Source organism: Leisingera sp. XS_AS12 (genome assembly GCF_041224635.1).
Lineage (GTDB): Bacteria > Pseudomonadota > Alphaproteobacteria > Rhodobacterales > Rhodobacteraceae > Leisingera.
In genome coordinates this window covers 15,106-31,487 of record NZ_JBGFGM010000087.1, presented here as the reverse complement: position 1 = coordinate 31,487, position 16,382 = coordinate 15,106, and the positions used below count along the sequence as shown (strand labels likewise).

Below are 16,382 nucleotides of genomic sequence, written 5' to 3'. Positions count from 1 at the left end.
CGAATCCGCAGCTGCAAGGACCTGTCATGCCAATTGAAGCCCTCCTGTTCGACAAGGACGGAACCCTGTTTGATTTCGCGGCGACCTGGAACGGTTGGGCCGCAGCAGTTCTGGACCGGCTCTCCGGCGGCAACGCCCAACGGCTGCAGATGATGGCAGCGGAAATCAGCTATGATCTGGACCGCAAGGCATTCAACCCGGACAGTCTCGTGATCGCGGGCAGCAATGACGAGGTTGCCGCGGTGCTGGCGCCGTTCGTCGATGACATGGATGCCGCGGCGCTGGCAGACTACCTGGCCGAAAGTGCCGCCGCGGCGGAACTGGCTCCGGCCGTGCCGCTGGCAGCCTTTCTCGATGGCCTCAGGACGCGTGGTCTGGTGCTGGGGGTGATGACCAACGATGCCGAAGTCTCGGCCGTCAGCCAGCTGCGGCGGGCGGGGGTGCTGGACCGGTTTGCCTTCGTGGCGGGCTGCGACAGCGGCCACGGCGCGAAACCGGATCCGGCGCCGCTTCTGGCCTTCTGCGCCGCAACTGGCGTGGCCCCGGAGCGCACGGCGATGGTGGGCGACAGCTTGCATGACCTGGCGGCTGGGGCGGCGGCAGGGATGCAGCGGATCGGCGTTTTGACCGGTATGGCGCTGCAAGCGGAACTGGCACCGCATGCCGATGTGGTGCTGCCCGACATTGGTCATATCCCGGCCTGGCTGGACCGTTGACGCGCCACTGATTCCCGATCGGTCAGCGTCGGAAGCGACGCGCTGGGCCGATTACTGGGCACTTATGTACAGAAAATGCCAAATCCGCCCCGTAATGTTCCGAAAGCGACATGTGCGAGTCGGGTTTGGACAGGTCCGGACCACCCGTGCTGGCACATTTAAGCTCTAGGCCGGGAGTTCAACGCGCGGCAGGGAGGTTGAAATGGCAGATGCAGTGGCAGGCAACGGGCATGGTGCGGGCTCGTCCGAGCGGTCAACGAGACGATCCGCGGGACGGCGTGGGGGTGGTCGCGCCGGAGCGGCCGCGCGCCGCGGCAGCGCGGTGCTGGAGCAGATGCCATGGCAGATCCCGGTCAACATCGACCGCCCCACCGAACCGTTGAGCGCGGAGGGCGTGCAGGCCATCCACGAGGGGGCCATGCGCATCCTGGAAGACATCGGCGTCGTCTTCCTGAATTCCGAGGCGCTGGACATCTTCCGCGAGGCGGGGATGCGGGTGGAGGGCGAGCTGGTCCGCATGGACCGGGACTTCGTGATGGAGATGCTGGCCAAGGCGCCCAGCGAGTTCACGATTACGCCGCGCAATCCGGACCGGACGATTCCCTTGGGCGGCAACCACATGCTGTTCGGCAATGTCTCCTCGCCGCCGAACTACTGGGACATGTCGCTGAACCGCAAACTGCCGGGGACCCGCGAAAACTGCCAGAACCTGCTCAAGCTGACCCAGTATTTCAACTGCATCCACTTCGCTGGCGGCTACCCGGTGGAGCCGGTGGAGATCCATGCCTCGGTGCGCCATCTCGATGTGCTCTATGACAAGCTGACGCTGACCGACAAGGCAATGCACGCCTACAGCCTGGGCAAGGAGCGGGTCGAGGACGTGATGGAAATGGTGCGCATCGCGGGCGGGCTCAGCCATGAGGAGTTCGAGTCCAAGCCGCATATGTACACCAACATCAACTCCACCTCGCCGCTGAAACACGACCAGCCGATGATCGACGGCTGCCTGCGGCTGGCGCGGCGGGGGCAGGCGATCGTGGTGTCGCCCTTCACGCTGGCAGGGGCGATGGCGCCGGTCACCCTGGCAGGGGCGGTGGCGCAGTCGCTGGCCGAAAGCCTCTGCGCGATTGCGCTGTTTCAATACGTCCGCCCCGGCACGCCCTGCGTGATCGGCACCTTTACCTCCAACGTCGACATGAAATCCGGTGCGCCTGCCTTTGGGACCCCGGAATACATGCGCGCGACCCAGATGACCGGCCAGATGGCGCGCTTTTACGGGCTGCCGATGCGCTCCTCCGGCGTCTGCGCCGCCAACGTGCCGGACGGGCAGGCGGTCTGGGAGACCTCCAATTCCCTGTGGGCGGCGGTGCAGTCGGGCACCAACATGGTCTACCACGCAGCCGGCTGGCTGGAGGGGGGCCTGATCGCCAGCCCCGAGAAATTCATCATGGACTGCGAGATCCTGCAGCAGATCCAGCGCTACATGCAGCCGCAGCTGTCTGCGACTGACCCACAGGACATTGCGCTGGATGCGATCCGCGAGGTCGGCCATGACGGGCATTTCTTCGGCATTCAGCACACTCAGGACCGGTATGCCGAGGCCTTCTATCAGCCGTTCCTGAGCGACTGGCGCAACTATGAGGCCTGGGAGAAGGCGGGCTCAGTCTGGACTGCGGAGCGGGCGCATAAGCTGTTCCACCAGATCATCGGCGAATTCGAACCGCCGCCGATGGACGTTGCGATCCGGGACGAACTGGCGGATTTTGTCGCCCGCCGCAAGGCTGAGGGCGGCGCGCCGACGGATTTCTGATCCTGTTGCGCGCGCCTGCGATACCTTCGCGTTCCGCCCAGTGCCCTGAAGCGCAAGAGGAAAACCGCTGATCCGCAGAACAGGCGGCGCAGTCGGCTTGCCCTGCCGCGGCGACCGGTTCAGTTAGGTCTTCATGAGCAGCCGAGAGTCGGTACTGGCCCGACTGCGTTCATCAAGGTCGATGAAACGCAATTGATTGGTCAGACTGGCTGTCGACGGATTATGGTAGCGTTGCGCAGGCCGCCGCCACAGTGGCCTGCAGGGTGTCTGGCAAGGGTGCAGAGTACGTGCGAAGGGCAACGGGCAAAGTGCATGTGAAGCCGGTGTGCTGTGTGATCGGGCTTTGTTGGGGCTTTCTTAACCGGAAGCCTGCAAGACTGGGGCATAGGCAAGGAGAGGCCATTGCATGCACGGTCTGATCAATAGGGCGATTCAGGCATTTGTGACCACGACCTACGGCAAGGCGCGGTGGGAGAAGGTCATGGAGGAAGCCGAGCTCGGTTTTACCGAGTTCGAGGCAATGCTGGTCTATTCAGAAGAGCAGTCCAGTCGGATGCTCACCGCGATGGAAAAAGTGCTGGCGCGGCCTCTGCCGGAAATTCTCGAGGATATGGGCACGTTCCTGGTCTCCAACCCGCAGGTTGAAGCCCTGCGCAGGTTGTTGCGATTCGGGGGCGTCAACTACGTGGAATTCCTGCATTCATTGGATGATCTGCCGGACCGGGCCCGACTGGCGGTGTCGGACTTGCATTTGCCGGCCCTGGAACTGGTTGAACAGGCGCCGGAGCAATTCGAGTTGATCTGCCAGCCTGGCCTGCCCGGATATGGCCACGTACTGATGGGCGTCTTGCGCGCGATGGCCGACGACTACGGGGATCTGGTGTTCCTGGACCACAGCGGCCGCCAGGGCGGCGCCGAGGTGATTTCGATTACCTTGGTGGTCACCAAATTCGCCGAAGGACGCGAATTTGATCTGGGGGCGCATTCTCTATGATGTCATTTGAGCAGCTCACGCAGATGGCCGGGGTCATCTGTCCGATGTACGTCATCATCGACGCCAAGGGGCGCATCATGTCTGCCGGTCCGACGCTGCGAAAATTGCGCCCGGACCTGACGTGGAAGGGCCGCCGGTTCTTCCGTCTCTTCGACCTGTCACGGCCCCGCTCGGTCCGCTCTGTCGCGGATCTGCACCGCACGGCTGGCAGCAAGCTGCATCTGCAATTCCGCGATGCGCCGCAAACCGGGCTGAAGGGGGTGTGTGCACCGCTGCCGGATGGGCAGGGGGCCTTCATCAACCTCTCCTTTGGCATTTCGGTGCTCGAGGCCGTGCGGGACTACGACCTGACCAGCGCCGATTTCTCGCCGACGGATCTGACCATCGAGATGCTCTACCTGGTCGAGGCAAAGTCGGCCGCCATGGAGGCGTCTCGTCAGCTGAACACCCGTCTGCAAGGCGCGATGATTGCCGCCGAAGAACAGGCCTTTACCGACACGTTGACCGGGCTGAAAAACCGCCGGGCGATGGACCACGTGCTCGCGCGCCTCATCAATGGCGGTCGTGAATTCGCGCTGATGCATCTGGACCTGGATTTCTTCAAGCAGGTGAATGACACCTATGGTCATGCCGCCGGGGATGCGGTGCTCCAGCAGGCGGCCCGCATCATGGTGGAGTGTACCCGCGAATCGGACACGGTGGCGCGGGTCGGTGGCGATGAATTTGTGATGATCCTCGAAGGGGTTCTGGACCGCTCCCGGCTCGAATCCATTGCGAAGCGTCTGATCGCGCGGCTGGAGGAGCCGGTCATCTACGGTGGCCACCAGTGCCGGATTTCCGCCAGTGCGGGTACAACGCTGTCAACCGGGCAGTCGAAACCGGATGCGGCGGAGCTGTTGAACCAGGCTGATCTGGCGCTCTACGCGGCCAAGCGGGCCGGGCGGGCGCAGCACTGTTTCTACCGCGAGGGGTTGGAAAAGGAAGAGGTGGGGCCGGTGACCGCTGCCAATGGCGCCTCGCTCTCCTCACCCAACGGTGCCCCGGCTGAGGACGGTTCCGCGGCCTGATGAGAATGGCGTCGTGCCCTGCACGACAGCCGATTTGAGAGCTCTTTCCTGTTTCCGACAGGTTCGCCCGGCGGGCTGGCCGCATAGGGCTGTGCCGTGGTTGCTCGCGCATGTGGTTGCTGCTTCCAGTGAAGACCTTCTGGACGCCCCTGATCGCACAGCGACAGCATCGCGAGATGCGCGGAGCCGACATGTGCCAGCAAACACTATCGCTTGCTTGCGTCACTTCGAATTTAAGAGGGAAAAGTGGCAGCCCGTAGGGGAATCGAACCCCTCTTTCCAGGTTGAAAACCTGGCGTCCTAACCGATAGACGAACGGGCCACTCTGTCTGTGAGGGGGTGTTTACTGATTGCGCTGGCCGGGCGCAAGAGGATTTTTGCCGGAATGGGAAGTTTTTTTTGCGATGGCCGGGGTAGGCGTAATTCATTGGGCGAAAACGAAAAAAACGCACTAAAGCGGCGCGTCTCGAAGTCGTGATCTGTGCGGAAAAGTGGCAGCCCGTAGGGGAATCGCAGTTTTCCTGAAAACTCAACAAAAAAAGGACAAAGGTGTCCCACGAGAACGTCCACACTCCCTCATAGAGATCAATGGGTTAGTAGGAGAGTGTCCCACGAGCATCTTAGTATGGTGTTGCAATCTGAAATAGGATGGAACTCTCTGGAGACAGCTATGCCATCAGTTTTCGCTCCAGCGGTAGGGCGCGGAGCCAAATTTCACAGCGTTGATACTAAACAACAAAATCCAGGTTCATGTGCAACCCGCACCAATTTGTGCAAACCAACGTGTCATGGTTAGTGTTCTGGCGCAACATCGATTTGCCCGGCAAGATTCAATAGAGCTCGAGCAGGTTTTCCGGTTTCAGCCGGGTCTCCCCGCGGCATTGGTAAAGGCAGGGCCGACTTGGGGAATCCAGGCAGATCGCCGAGCCTGCTTCGACGCCGGGTGCACCCTGCATCTTATAATGGCCGACAAACACCTGTGGGCCCCCTTCGGGGTAAAGGAGATCGTCCGCTGCACCAATGAGCGGATCATCAGGCAGCTGAGAGCGATCGGGCGCAGACAATGTCGCCCCCCCCAATTACGCGCCCGGGAGTGCCACCAGGCCAGACGGAAGGCCTTCTTTCATGACCGGCATTGTCATGAATTAATCCTCCGGCAGCTTGATTTCCGGTCCGGTCAGGAGCCGGTCCACTACTTTGGTAAAAGCCGTTGTCTTGCCGCCAACTTCATCAAGATCATCTTCAAGCAATTTTCCATCAGGGCGGCGAGCAGAGATCGTCTTGATGGCCTGGTCAGTGGATGACCCCAGCATGAGCGAGCAGGACATCCATGATCTGTTTGCCGACAGGAGGATCCGAAGCGACCCAGAGTTCTTCGACATGGACTACCGCGAGGCGTTTTCACGGATCAACACCTACCTCGCGCAAAGAAAGACAGGCAGATAAAGGACTGTGTTCATGCGTGATTACGCGACTGCGTAAGCGCGTGAGTGCTCGTTTCTGTCTTTCTTTCAGCATGGGCCCCTGGGCGGGCTTCTGTTCGAAATGCCAGACTCGCGCATGTTCTCAAAGGCAACACGCCTGTGGCAGAAATATCCGGTGGCTCTGGATATGAGATTGTCTTGGACATGAACCAAGTGGACCGCCCTGGCTTGCAGGTGCCGGCCGCGTTACGCGAGATTTGTGCAGGATTTCAGATTCCGAGGCGCGGTTGATTGCGTATGTCGTCGATTGTCGGCCGTTCACCGTCCGGGCCGGTTGCATTTTTTGCGACCAGCCCGGAGGCCCTTGGGATTCAGAATTCGACAACAGCGCGGATAGATTCGCCCTTGTGCATGAGTTCGAACCCTTCGTTGATCTGGTCGAGCGTCAGCTTGTGGGTGATCATCGGGTCGATCTCGATCTTGCCGTCCATATACCAGTCGACGATCTTGGGCACGTCCGTGCGTCCGCTGGCGCCGCCGAAGGCGGTGCCGCGCCACGAGCGGCCGGTGACCAGCTGGAACGGGCGGGTCGAGATCTCGGCCCCGGCCGGCGCCACGCCGATGATGATCGACTCGCCCCAGCCTTTATGCGCGGCTTCCAGCGCGGTGCGCATGACGTTAACGTTGCCTGTGGCGTCGAAGGTGTAATCGGCGCCGCCCTTGGTCAGTTCGACGAGATGGGCCACCATGTCGCCCTCGACTTTTGACGGGTTCACGAAATCGGTCATGCCGAAATGGCGGCTCATCTCGGCTTTCGCATCGTTCAGATCCACGCCGATGATCTGATCGGCACCCGCCATCCGCAAGCCCTGGATCACGTTCAGACCGATGCCGCCCAAGCCGAACACGATGGCGCGGCTGCCGATCTCGACCTTGGCGGTGTTGATCACCGCGCCGATACCGGTGGTCACGCCACAGCCGATATAGCAGATCTTGTCGAACGGCGCGTCCTTGCGCACCTTGGCCAGTGCGATCTCCGGCACCACCGTGTGGTTGGCGAAAGTCGAGCAGCCCATGTAGTGGTGGATCGGCGTGCCGTCGAGCATCGAGAACCGGGTCGAGCCGTCGGGCAACAGGCCTGCCCCTTGCGTCGAGCGGATCGACTGGCAGAGGTTGGTTTTCGGGTTCAGGCAGTATTCGCATTCGCGACACTCGGGGGTGTAGAGCGGGATCACATGGTCGCCCACTTCCAGGCTGGTCACACCTTCGCCGACCTCGACTACCACGCCGGCGCCCTCATGGCCGAGGATCGCGGGGAAAATGCCTTCGGGATCATCGCCCGATCGGGTGAATTCGTCGGTGTGGCACAGGCCAGTGGCCTTGATTTCAACCAGAACCTCGCCGGCACGCGGGCCTTCGAGGTTTACTTCCATGACTTCCAGCGGCTTTCCGGGAGCGAGTGCAACAGCAGCGCGTGTTCGCATAGTGTTCTCCTGTTTTTTGTTTGATTTGTTGGTCAGAATTCTTGGTTTTGGCGATCATAAAGCGCTTATTTCGGCATCCGATACGACACTGCCTTACGGGAGAGCTGAGAGAAAGGCGTCGTTCTCTTCGGGCGTGCCGATGGTGACACGGGCCCAGTTCAGGAAGGGCGGCTCCAGCCACCCCTTGACCAGAATGCCCTTGTGGCGCAGTGCCTCGGCGAATTCGGCGCCACTGCGTTTGCAGTCGAAAAACAGGAAATTGGTCTGCGAGGGAGCAACGGTGAAACCCGCCTGCTTCATCGCACCGGCAACCCTTTCGCGTTCGGTGACAATGGCGTTGACGCTTCGGTCAAGGTGCTCGGTATCCGCAAAGGCGGCGCTGGCGGCCACGGTGGCCATCGCGTTCACAGCAAAGGGGTTGCGGGTTTTCATCAAAGCGGCGGTGAATTCAGGATGCGAACAAAGCCCGTAACCGACGCGCAGACCCGCCAGGCCGTAGGCTTTCGAAAATGTCCGGAGAGAAATCCAGGGGTGCCCGGTTGCGCCAAGGCGAGCAGGCGCTTCGAAACGCTGCTCTGGCGAGAGGAATTCGACATAGGCTTCGTCGAACACAAAAAGCGTTTCAGGAGGAAGCGCCGCCACCACCTGATCGAACTCCGCTGCTGAGATCGCGGGCCCTGCCGGATTTGACGGCGAGGAAAAGATCAACACGCGCGGTTTCCTGGTCAGCGCCTCCTCGATTTTGAGCACCGGGAAGCTCCAGTCGTCATGGAACTGAAGTTTCTCGACTGTCGCGCCGCAGGCCTGTGCGCCAAATTCATGCAGGCCGAAACTGGGGCAGATCGTGACCACATGGTCGCCCGGGCGCAGAATGGCTCGGTAAATCGCGCCAATCAGGTCTTCGGAACCATTGCCTATAACGATCCGCTCCGCCGGTAGGTCCAGCGCCGCGCCGATCTGGCGACGCAGTCCCAGCGAGACGGCATCAGGATAGGACGCGACTGAGGCTGCGGCGAGTTCGATGGCCGCCACCGCATGCGGGCTGGCCCCGTGTGGGTTTTCGTTGCTGTCAAGCTTGGCGAGGCAGTCGATCCCATAGGTGTCGCGGAACCGGTCCAGCGCCAGGCCAGCATTATAAGCCGGCAGACCAGCGATTTCAGGGCGGATCATATCTTGCGGAATCGTCATTTGTCGCGCCCTTTCTACAAGTCGAACATCTTGTCCGGGTTCATAATATTACCCGGATCAATGGCGTGTTTCAGCTTGCGCATCAGATCCAGGGCCGGGCCGTGTTCGGCCGGCATATACGTCTTTTTACCCAACCCGATGCCGTGCTCTCCGGTGCAGGTGCCGCCAAGCTCCTGGGCCATGGTCACCAGCGCGGCATTGATGTCTCGGGCGTATTGCGATTCCTTTGGGTCACCGGGGTCGAACAGCAGGACCATGTGGAAATTGCCGTCTCCGACATGCCCAACAAGAGGAGCCAAGATCGGAGTTTCGGCAATCACCGCCTGGATGCGCTCGATACATGCGGGCAGTTTCGAGATTGGCACGCAGACATCGGTCGAGATGCCCTTGATACCTGGGCGCAGCGCCCGTGACGCCATGAGCGCCTCGTGCCGGAATCGCCAAAGCCGGGCAGCAGCCTCCTGGTCCTTGGCGGGATCGAAACGGGTTGCGCCCCGATCAGCCGTTAAACCCTGCAAGACCTCCAGATCATTGGTGACTGCCGCCTCCGAGCCGGTGAGCTCAAGCCACAGCGTCGGCGTCGCGGGGAAATCCGTTTTGCACCAGGAATTGATCGCCTGCATCTGCAGGCTGTCTGCAAGTTCAATCCGATTGAGGCACAGTCCGAATTGCAAAGCCATGACCACAGCCTCTGTCGCCGCCTCCATCGTCGGAAAGCTGCACATGGCCGATCGGGCGCATTCCGGTTGACCGAACAAGCGGACTGTCAGTTCGGTAATAACGCCCAGCGTACCCTCGGCACCAACGAACAGCCGGGTCAGGTCGTAGCCGGCTGCGGACTTGCGGGCGCGGCTGCCGGTCTTGATGATCTGCCCGTCCGGCAGAACCACAGTCAGGCCCAGCACCAGATCGCGCATCGAGCCATAGCGCACGGTGGTTGTGCCAGAGGCCCGGGTCGCCGCCATTCCGCCCAGCGTGGCGTGGGCGCCCAGATCAACCGGAAAGAACAGGCCGGTGGCGCGCAGTTCCTTGTTTAGTTTCTGGCGTGTGACACCGCACTGCACCGTGCAATCCATGTCGGCCTCTTCGACCGACAAGATGGCGTTCATTTCAGAGAGATTCAGACTGATCCCGCCCTTCGGCGCATGGATCTGGCCTTCGATCGATGAACCCGCCCCGAAGGGGATCACCGGCACCAAAGCCTCGTTGCAGACTTTCAGAACCTGCGCCACCTCTTCGGTGCTGCGCACTGTGACCACCGCGTCGGGCAGGGCAGGGCGAAGCCAGCTTTCCCCGGACCCGTGTTGCTCGCGCATTGCCAAGGAGGTGCTGAGCCGGTCTCCGAACATCTCGCTTAGCTGGGCAATGGTCTGATCAAGATCGGTCATGGGCGCTTTCCGAAAAAATTGTGGGCGAAAAGGTAAAAACGGGACGCACCGGAGTACGCCCCACAGGGAGGGGATTTCTTATGCCATCCACCAGCGCTCGGAAGCGCGGGCTCCGTCGAGGTCCCAGTCGGAAGAGATTTCGCCGGCCGCGATCTTGTTGGATTTGACATCCAGGAAATCGGCCCAGACCGGGGCGATCAGGCCGCCGTCTTCCGACAGCAAGCGCTGGCATTCCCAGTAGAGTTCCTTGCGCTTGGTCTCGTCGGTTTCGCCGCGCGCGGCCAGAAGCGCCTTGTTGAAGGCGTCATTGTCCCACTGGGTGGCGTTCCAGGTCGACTCGCGGGAATAGGCGAGCGTCAGCATCAGGTCCTCGTTCGGGCGGCCGGACCAGCGCGAGGCGAAGAATGGTTTCTTGCCCCAGACATTCGACCAATACCCGTCATCGGGTTCACGGGTGACGTTGATCTTGATCCCGGCCTTGGCGGCCTGTTCGCTGAACAATTGCGCCGCGTCCACGGCGCCGGTGAACGGCGTGTCCGAGGCGTGCAGCGTCAGGACCTCGCCCTCGGCGCCAGCCGCCTTGATCAGTGCACGCGCCTGATCGGGATCGTATTCATGCTTAGGGATGGTCGGGTTGTGGTATTGGTAGGCCACCGAAATCGGTTGGTCATTGGCTACCGAGCCAAAGCCGCCCAGCACCTTCTCGACCATCTCGTTGCGGTCGATCGCCAGTTTCAACGCCTTACGCACGCGCACATCTGCAAACGGCGCCTGGGTGGTGATCATGGAGAAGCAATAATGCACCTTACCCTGCGTCTGGATGAGATCCAGCCCTGGCAGGGTTTTGAGAAGGTTGGCCGTTGTCGGGTCGACGAAGTTCATCGCGTCGATCTGACCGGTCTGCAGCGCGGTGGTGCGGGCGTTCACATCACGGATGGCGATCAGCTCGACCGCGTCGAAATGTGCGCGTCCTTCTTTCCAGTAGTTCGGATTGCGGCTCACACGCGATTTTACCCCCGGCTCAAAGCTTTCGAGGATATAGCCGCCAGTGCCGATGCCGGCGTCGAAATCGGTCTCGCCAGCCTGAACGATGGTCAGGTTGGAGACCGACATCAGTGACGGCAGCGAGGCGTTGGGTGCCTCAAGGGTGATGGTGATTTCATGGTCGCCATTCGCGGTGATGTCGGTGATTTGCTTCATCAGCGACTTGACCTCAGACACTGTATCTTCGCCACGATGCAGGTTCAGCGAATAGATCACGTCTTCGGCGGTCAGGGTCTTGCCGTTGTGGAACTCAACGCCCTTGCGAAGTTTGAAATTCCAGGTCTGGGCATCGGCGCTGGATTCCCATTCGGTCGCCAGTTCCGGTTGAAGCACGCCACCGGGTCCGACCTCGATCAGGTTGTTGCGCAGCTGCCATTGCAGGTTCATGGCAAACCGGCTTTCGGTCAACTGCGGGTTCAGTGTGTCGCCGCTGTCGAAATCCGCGATGCCAAGCCGGAGCTCGCCGCCTTTCTTGGGGGTTGAGGCGGATACTGGCAAGCCAAGTGCCGCCGCCGCGCCAAATGCGCTTGCGCCAATCAAAAGCGATCTTCTGTCTGTCGTGAGGGGCAAGGGTGTCTCCCGTGTTGGGGGGCAGTCCGCATGACGTCGTTCAGTGCGCCTTGTCGTGTTGCCGAAGAATATGTATGGATTTATTTGTTATTCAGTGCATGGAGCGGAATGCAAGAAAGGTCTTCTAAACTATCTCTCGCATTTGCTAAACTGAATCAAAGGGGGCGCCGTGACAAACAAAGTGAAATCCGCAGACCTAAACTTGCCTCCCTTGAGGGCATTGCAGGCGTTTGAAGCCTTTGGGCGGACTGGATCGGTAAATGGTGCCGGGCAATCTTTGAATGTCACGCCTGGCGCGGTCAGTCAGCAACTGAAGGCCCTTGAGGATTTTGTTGGCATGACGCTGATCCTGAAGGATGGTCGTCGGGCGGTGCTGACCCCGGAAGCGGAAGCCTATCACGCCCTCGTGGAACAGGGCTTCGAAAAACTCGCTGCTGCGCAAGCCTATCTTGCGCAACAGAAGGAAGGCTCCGACCTGATCATCTCCGGGCTCCCAACGGTTCTGCTGAAATGGCTCAATCCATTGCTTCATCGGTTTCAGCCCTCCAGCGGGGATGGGGTCATCAAGTTGGAGGCCACCCATAACGAGCCCGATCCGGATTTGCCGGGGCAGATGTTTCGGCTGACATACGGCGCTGTTTCTCAGAGTTTTCCACATTCACGGCCCCTGTTTACGGATAGATGTTTCCCCGTCTGCTCGCCGGAGTATCTTGAACGGTATCCGCAAGCACGGGATCCGGTGGAGCTGGCTGGATTGCCTCTGATCGGGATCGACTGGGGGGCTTCATATCCAACAGTTCCCGGGTGGGAGGACTGGTTTGCCGCCTCCGGTGTCCCGCCTGGTGAAATCAAGCCAGTCGAAGTGCACTCACTTTCCGGGCTTGCTTTGGAGTCGGCGGTGGCCGGGAAGGGTGCAGTGCTGGCACAAGCGTCATTTGCGAAGTTGGACTTGGAGCTTGGACGATTGATCCGGGTGTCCGATGACGATCTGCCGATGCCGGAACCCTATTTTGTATGCTGGGGCCAGAGGATGGTGGAAAAACCGACCTCTAAGGAGTTTCTGGATTGGCTGCATGCCGAGGCGCGGGAGTTCGGTTAGAAAGCGCACTTTTTAGAATTTCTAAACTATACCAGTGTCTTTTTCATCTGCACATATTTTCGAGTTCATGTAGAAATTTGGCAAAGTAAGACAGATGTGAGGATGAAATGTTTCTCAAGAATGCTTGGTATGTTGCCGCTTTGAGTGAAGAAGTTGGCAACGAACTTCAGCAGATCATCGTTTTGGGCGAAAAGATCTGCGTATTTCGCAATTCCGAGGGCGAGGTCATCGCGTTGGAAGATGCCTGCCCGCACCGCAAGCTGCCGCTCAGCAAGGGTCGGATCAAGGGCGACAATGTGGAATGCGGCTATCACGGACTGACCTTCGATTGCGCAGGCCAGTGCACATGGGCGCCGGGCACTGGGCGCATCCCGTCAGCGGCCCGGGTGCGCCCCTATCCGGTGCACGAAAAATATAATCTGGTCTGGATATGGATGGGCAACGCGGCGATGGCCGACCCGGATGATATCATTGACATCCCGAATTTCGACAGCCCGGATTGGGGGATCAATCAGGGCAAGGCGATGGAGCTCCAGTGCAACTATCTCTACATGACCGACAACCTGCTCGATCCGTCTCATGTCGCCTGGGTGCATGAGACGTCCTTTGCTCAGGATGCCACCAAGGACGCGCCGCTGAAAGTCACCAAGACCGAGGACGGCGTGATCGTGCATCGCTGGATGATGGATGTTGAGCCCGCGCCCTTCTACAAGAAGGTGATCGAATTTGATGGCAATTGCGATCGATTGCAGCATTACGAGGTGCGCTATCCCAGCGTCGCCCTGATCCGGGCGATTTTCACACCGGCGGGCACCGGAGGCCCGGAGGGCACCCTGCACGAAAAGACCTTTGTCATGGACAGCTACAATTTCATGACGCCCACGACCGAAAAAGAAACCCGCTACTACTGGTTCCAGCTGCGCAATGTCCGGCCGGACGACCAGGAACTGTCGGACATGATGAACGAGGACGTGCGCGGTGCGTTCAATGAGGACCGCGAGGTGCTGAACCAAGTTCAGATCGGCATGACCGAGAAAACCTCGCCGCATATCGACCTTTCCATCGACGCCGGGCAGTTGCGGTTCCGACGTCAGCTCGAAGCGATGATCGCCGAAGAGGCGCTGGTCGACGAGAAGATGGGGAACTGAAATGGCGGGTGGTTTCCGGCGGTTTCGTGTCGCTGAAAAGCGGCGCGAAAGCAGCATAATTTCTTCCTTTTACCTCGTGCCGGTGGACGGCGAAGCGCTCTGGCCAGCGCGGCCCGGCCAGTATCTGACTCTACGGGTTCCGACCGAGAACGGGCCGGTTCTCAAAACCTATTCGATCTCGGGCGATGTCACGAGCCCCAACGGCTATCGGATCACCGTAAAGCGCGAAGCCGCGCCAGCCGATCAGCCGGATTGGGCCGATGGCGTCGGTTCCTGCTGGTTGCACAACGAGGTCGAGGCTGGCGATGAAGTCGAGATTGCTGCGCCGCGCGGGCATTTCGTTCTCGACGAGGACAGCAAGCGCCCGGTGGTCCTGCTATCGGGCGGGGTCGGGCTGACACCGCTTGTGTCAATGCTGCACCAGCTGGTGGATGCCGAGCGTGATGTCTGGTTCATTCATGCCTGCGAAGACGGCGAGGTGCAGGCGATGGGCGAGGAGGTTTCCGGGCTGGCTGGCCGGGCAGGGGGGCGTATCCGCACCCACCTGGCCTATCGCCAGCCGACCAAGGCGGACCGAAAGGCGGCACGTTTCGACAGCGAAGGCGTGATCGACCGCGGCGTTCTGCAATCGCTCTTGCCGCTGGACGACTACGATGTCTACATGTGCGGCCCGACACCCTTTATGGTGGCGATGTATCGGCTGTTGACCGAGCTCGGCGTGGACAGCGACCGCATCGCCTATGAGTTCTTCGGCACCGCCACGTCGCTGGAGAAACTGGCGCAGGTCTCGGAACAATCCGAGGCGCGGGCCTCGATTCCGGCCAACGCGCCAGCAGCGCTGGCAAACCTGGCATTTCTGACCGATCCCGAAGCGCGGGCAGTGGATGATGACGCGCGGTTCCGGGTGCACCCGGGCACGGAGTATCCGGTGGGGGAAGCTCCCCCGGCAACGGCTCCGGATCATGCCGAGGGCGATGTCGTCTTTGCCCGTTCCGGAAAGTCGGCCAAATGGACGGAGGCGGCGGAGTCACTTCTGGACCTGGCAGAGCAATCCGGTCTGACCCCGGAATTCAGTTGCCGCGCCGGTATTTGCAACAGTTGCATTTGCTCGATCCGCGAAGGCGACGTGGAGTATTTTGAGGAGCCACTCGACCCACCAGCGTTGGGCGAGGTATTGCTCTGCTGTTCGCGACCTTCCGGTCGCATCGTCCTCGATCTCTGAAGCTGCACCGGTGGCTCGCTTGAGTGCCCCTCTTTCACGGCTCAGGGGATGGGTCGCGAAAGGGAGGCGCTGGCTCAGGAGAGTTCGAAGAGCTGTTCCAGCTCGGTGATCAGAGCGGAACAGAAGGCCTGTTGTGCAGGTCCGGGCTGACGCAGAACCGAGGCCTCAGCAGCGGGGTCTTTTGCGGTGATCGCGCTGCCCGACATCTGCTGCAGGACCGCGTGGCCGCAAAACGGGACGTAGGCTTCGGAATAGCCGCCCTCATGTGCCATCACCAGCCGGCCGCCGCAGACTTCCTCAGCCAGCGATTGCACTTGTTCCGTCATTGCCCGAAAGGTCGCGGCCGAGGCCATCATCCGGGCCAAGGGATCAACCAGCGCGGCGTCGAAGCCGCAGGCAATGACAATGACGTCCGGTCCAAAACTCCGGATCGCGGGCAACACAAGCCGCTCCATCGCCTCCAGATAGGTCGCGTGACCGGTGCCCGGGGGCAGGGGAATATTCATGTTGTATCCCAGCCCCTGGCCGCGGCCTCGATCTTCGGCGGCGCCGGTGTCGAGCGGGTAGTTGCGCTCCTGATGAATGGACAGGGTAAGGACATCGTCACGGTCGTAGTAGATCGCCTCGGTGCCGTTGCCATGATGCACGTCCCAGTCGAGCACGGCGACCCGGCGGATCAGTCCCTCGGCCATGGCGGCCTCAACGGCGATGGCTATATTGGCCAGTAGGCAGAACCCATTGGGAAAGTCCGGCAGGCAATGGTGGCCCGGCGGGCGCGACAGGGCATAGGCGTTGCTGTGTTCACCTTTCATCACGGATCGCAGCGCCGCCTTGACCAGACCGGCGGACTGGGCCGCGATCTCGAACCCGCCCGGGCCAAAGGGAGTGCGCAGCCCCAATTCACCGCCGCCCTGATCCGACATATCCTTAAACTGGGTCAGGTAGCTTTCAGGATGCACCCGCACGAGGTCTTTCCAGGTCGCGGCCTCGGCGCCGCGACAATCCAGTTCGCGGGCCAGTCCGGTCACGTCCAGCAGGTTTTTCAGCCGCCGCTTGGTTTCCGGATTTTCCGGCAAACCGCCGGCGGCAAGGGGCTGGACGTGGCCGCCGACCTGAAACGTAAATGCATAGTTGCCACCGCTGTGCCAAAAGCACTTTTCGTCCCAGTAGAACCCGGTCTTCATGCTACGCTCCGCTGTTGTTTATTTAGTGTGCCACTTTGAGTAAA

At 60.7% G+C, this 16,382-nt stretch carries 14 protein-coding genes and 1 tRNA gene; 8 read left to right on the top strand and 7 right to left on the bottom strand.

Annotated elements, in window-relative coordinates; translation table 11 throughout:
* Window positions 1-26: 26 nt before the first annotated feature.
* The 4 genes from AB9K35_RS08485 (at window position 27) to AB9K35_RS08470 (ending at window position 4,587) form a co-directional block, all read left to right on the top strand.
* Window positions 27-716, top strand: coding sequence for an HAD family hydrolase (locus AB9K35_RS08485; RefSeq protein WP_222455793.1), 690 nt, complete (start codon window positions 27-29; stop codon window positions 714-716).
* A 202-nt stretch (window positions 717-918) separates the two neighbouring features.
* Window positions 919-2,526, top strand: coding sequence for a trimethylamine methyltransferase family protein (locus AB9K35_RS08480; RefSeq protein WP_369925303.1), 1,608 nt, complete (start codon window positions 919-921; stop codon window positions 2,524-2,526).
* A 406-nt stretch (window positions 2,527-2,932) separates the two neighbouring features.
* Window positions 2,933-3,520 (top strand): heme NO-binding domain-containing protein, encoded by a 588-nt coding sequence (locus AB9K35_RS08475; RefSeq protein WP_222455795.1) that lies wholly within the window; start codon window positions 2,933-2,935, stop codon window positions 3,518-3,520.
* Window positions 3,517-4,587: a GGDEF domain-containing protein gene (locus tag AB9K35_RS08470; protein WP_222455796.1), complete on the top strand. Its 1,071-nt coding sequence runs from the start codon at window positions 3,517-3,519 to the stop codon at window positions 4,585-4,587. Before AB9K35_RS08475 ends, AB9K35_RS08470 begins: the two co-directional genes overlap by 4 nt.
* A gap of 247 nt (window positions 4,588-4,834) precedes the next feature.
* On the opposite strand, the gene AB9K35_RS08465 is transcribed toward AB9K35_RS08470, so the two are convergent.
* Window positions 4,835-4,909: transfer RNA gene (locus AB9K35_RS08465), tRNA-Glu, on the bottom strand.
* A gap of 823 nt (window positions 4,910-5,732) precedes the next feature.
* Window positions 5,733-5,900, bottom strand: a complete 168-nt coding sequence (locus AB9K35_RS08460) for a hypothetical protein (protein WP_369925302.1) — start codon at window positions 5,898-5,900, stop codon at window positions 5,733-5,735.
* On the opposite strand from AB9K35_RS08460, the gene AB9K35_RS08455 reads away from it, so the two are divergent.
* Window positions 5,899-6,033: a GIY-YIG nuclease family protein gene (locus AB9K35_RS08455; RefSeq protein ID WP_369925301.1), complete on the top strand. Its 135-nt coding sequence runs from the start codon at window positions 5,899-5,901 to the stop codon at window positions 6,031-6,033. The genes AB9K35_RS08460 and AB9K35_RS08455 overlap by 2 nt on opposite strands.
* A gap of 349 nt (window positions 6,034-6,382) precedes the next feature.
* Here AB9K35_RS08455 and AB9K35_RS08450 read toward each other — a convergent pair whose 3' ends face one another.
* The 4 genes from AB9K35_RS08450 to AB9K35_RS08435 all read right to left on the bottom strand — a co-directional run bounded on the left by AB9K35_RS08450 (window position 6,383) and on the right by AB9K35_RS08435 (window position 11,655).
* Window positions 6,383-7,495, bottom strand: coding sequence for an S-(hydroxymethyl)glutathione dehydrogenase/class III alcohol dehydrogenase (locus AB9K35_RS08450; RefSeq protein WP_369925300.1), 1,113 nt, complete (start codon window positions 7,493-7,495; stop codon window positions 6,383-6,385).
* Between the two features lie 93 nt (window positions 7,496-7,588).
* Entirely contained in the window at window positions 7,589-8,683 is a 1,095-nt protein-coding gene (locus tag AB9K35_RS08445) for an aminotransferase class I/II-fold pyridoxal phosphate-dependent enzyme (protein WP_369925299.1), read from the bottom strand.
* A 14-nt stretch (window positions 8,684-8,697) separates the two neighbouring features.
* Entirely contained in the window at window positions 8,698-10,071 is a 1,374-nt protein-coding gene (locus tag AB9K35_RS08440; RefSeq protein ID WP_369925298.1) for an FAD-binding oxidoreductase, read from the bottom strand.
* A gap of 78 nt (window positions 10,072-10,149) precedes the next feature.
* Window positions 10,150-11,655 carry an ABC transporter substrate-binding protein gene (locus AB9K35_RS08435; RefSeq protein WP_369925297.1) on the bottom strand — a complete coding sequence of 502 codons (1,506 nt, stop codon included), beginning with the start codon at window positions 11,653-11,655 and terminating at the stop codon, window positions 10,150-10,152.
* A gap of 199 nt (window positions 11,656-11,854) precedes the next feature.
* Between AB9K35_RS08435 and AB9K35_RS08430 the strand changes: the two genes are divergently transcribed.
* From AB9K35_RS08430 to AB9K35_RS08420, 3 genes are all read left to right on the top strand, one after another.
* Window positions 11,855-12,784: a LysR substrate-binding domain-containing protein gene (locus AB9K35_RS08430; protein ID WP_369925295.1), complete on the top strand. Its 930-nt coding sequence runs from the start codon at window positions 11,855-11,857 to the stop codon at window positions 12,782-12,784.
* Between the two features lie 107 nt (window positions 12,785-12,891).
* Window positions 12,892-13,932 (top strand): Rieske 2Fe-2S domain-containing protein, encoded by a 1,041-nt coding sequence (locus AB9K35_RS08425; protein WP_369925294.1) that lies wholly within the window; start codon window positions 12,892-12,894, stop codon window positions 13,930-13,932.
* A gap of 1 nt (window position 13,933) precedes the next feature.
* Entirely contained in the window at window positions 13,934-15,154 is a 1,221-nt protein-coding gene (locus tag AB9K35_RS08420; RefSeq protein WP_369925293.1) for a 2Fe-2S iron-sulfur cluster-binding protein, read from the top strand.
* Between the two features lie 74 nt (window positions 15,155-15,228).
* Here the strand turns inward: AB9K35_RS08420 and AB9K35_RS08415 are convergent, their stop codons facing one another.
* Entirely contained in the window at window positions 15,229-16,338 is a 1,110-nt protein-coding gene (locus AB9K35_RS08415; protein ID WP_369925292.1) for a class II histone deacetylase, read from the bottom strand.
* Window positions 16,339-16,382: the final 44 nt, after the last annotated feature.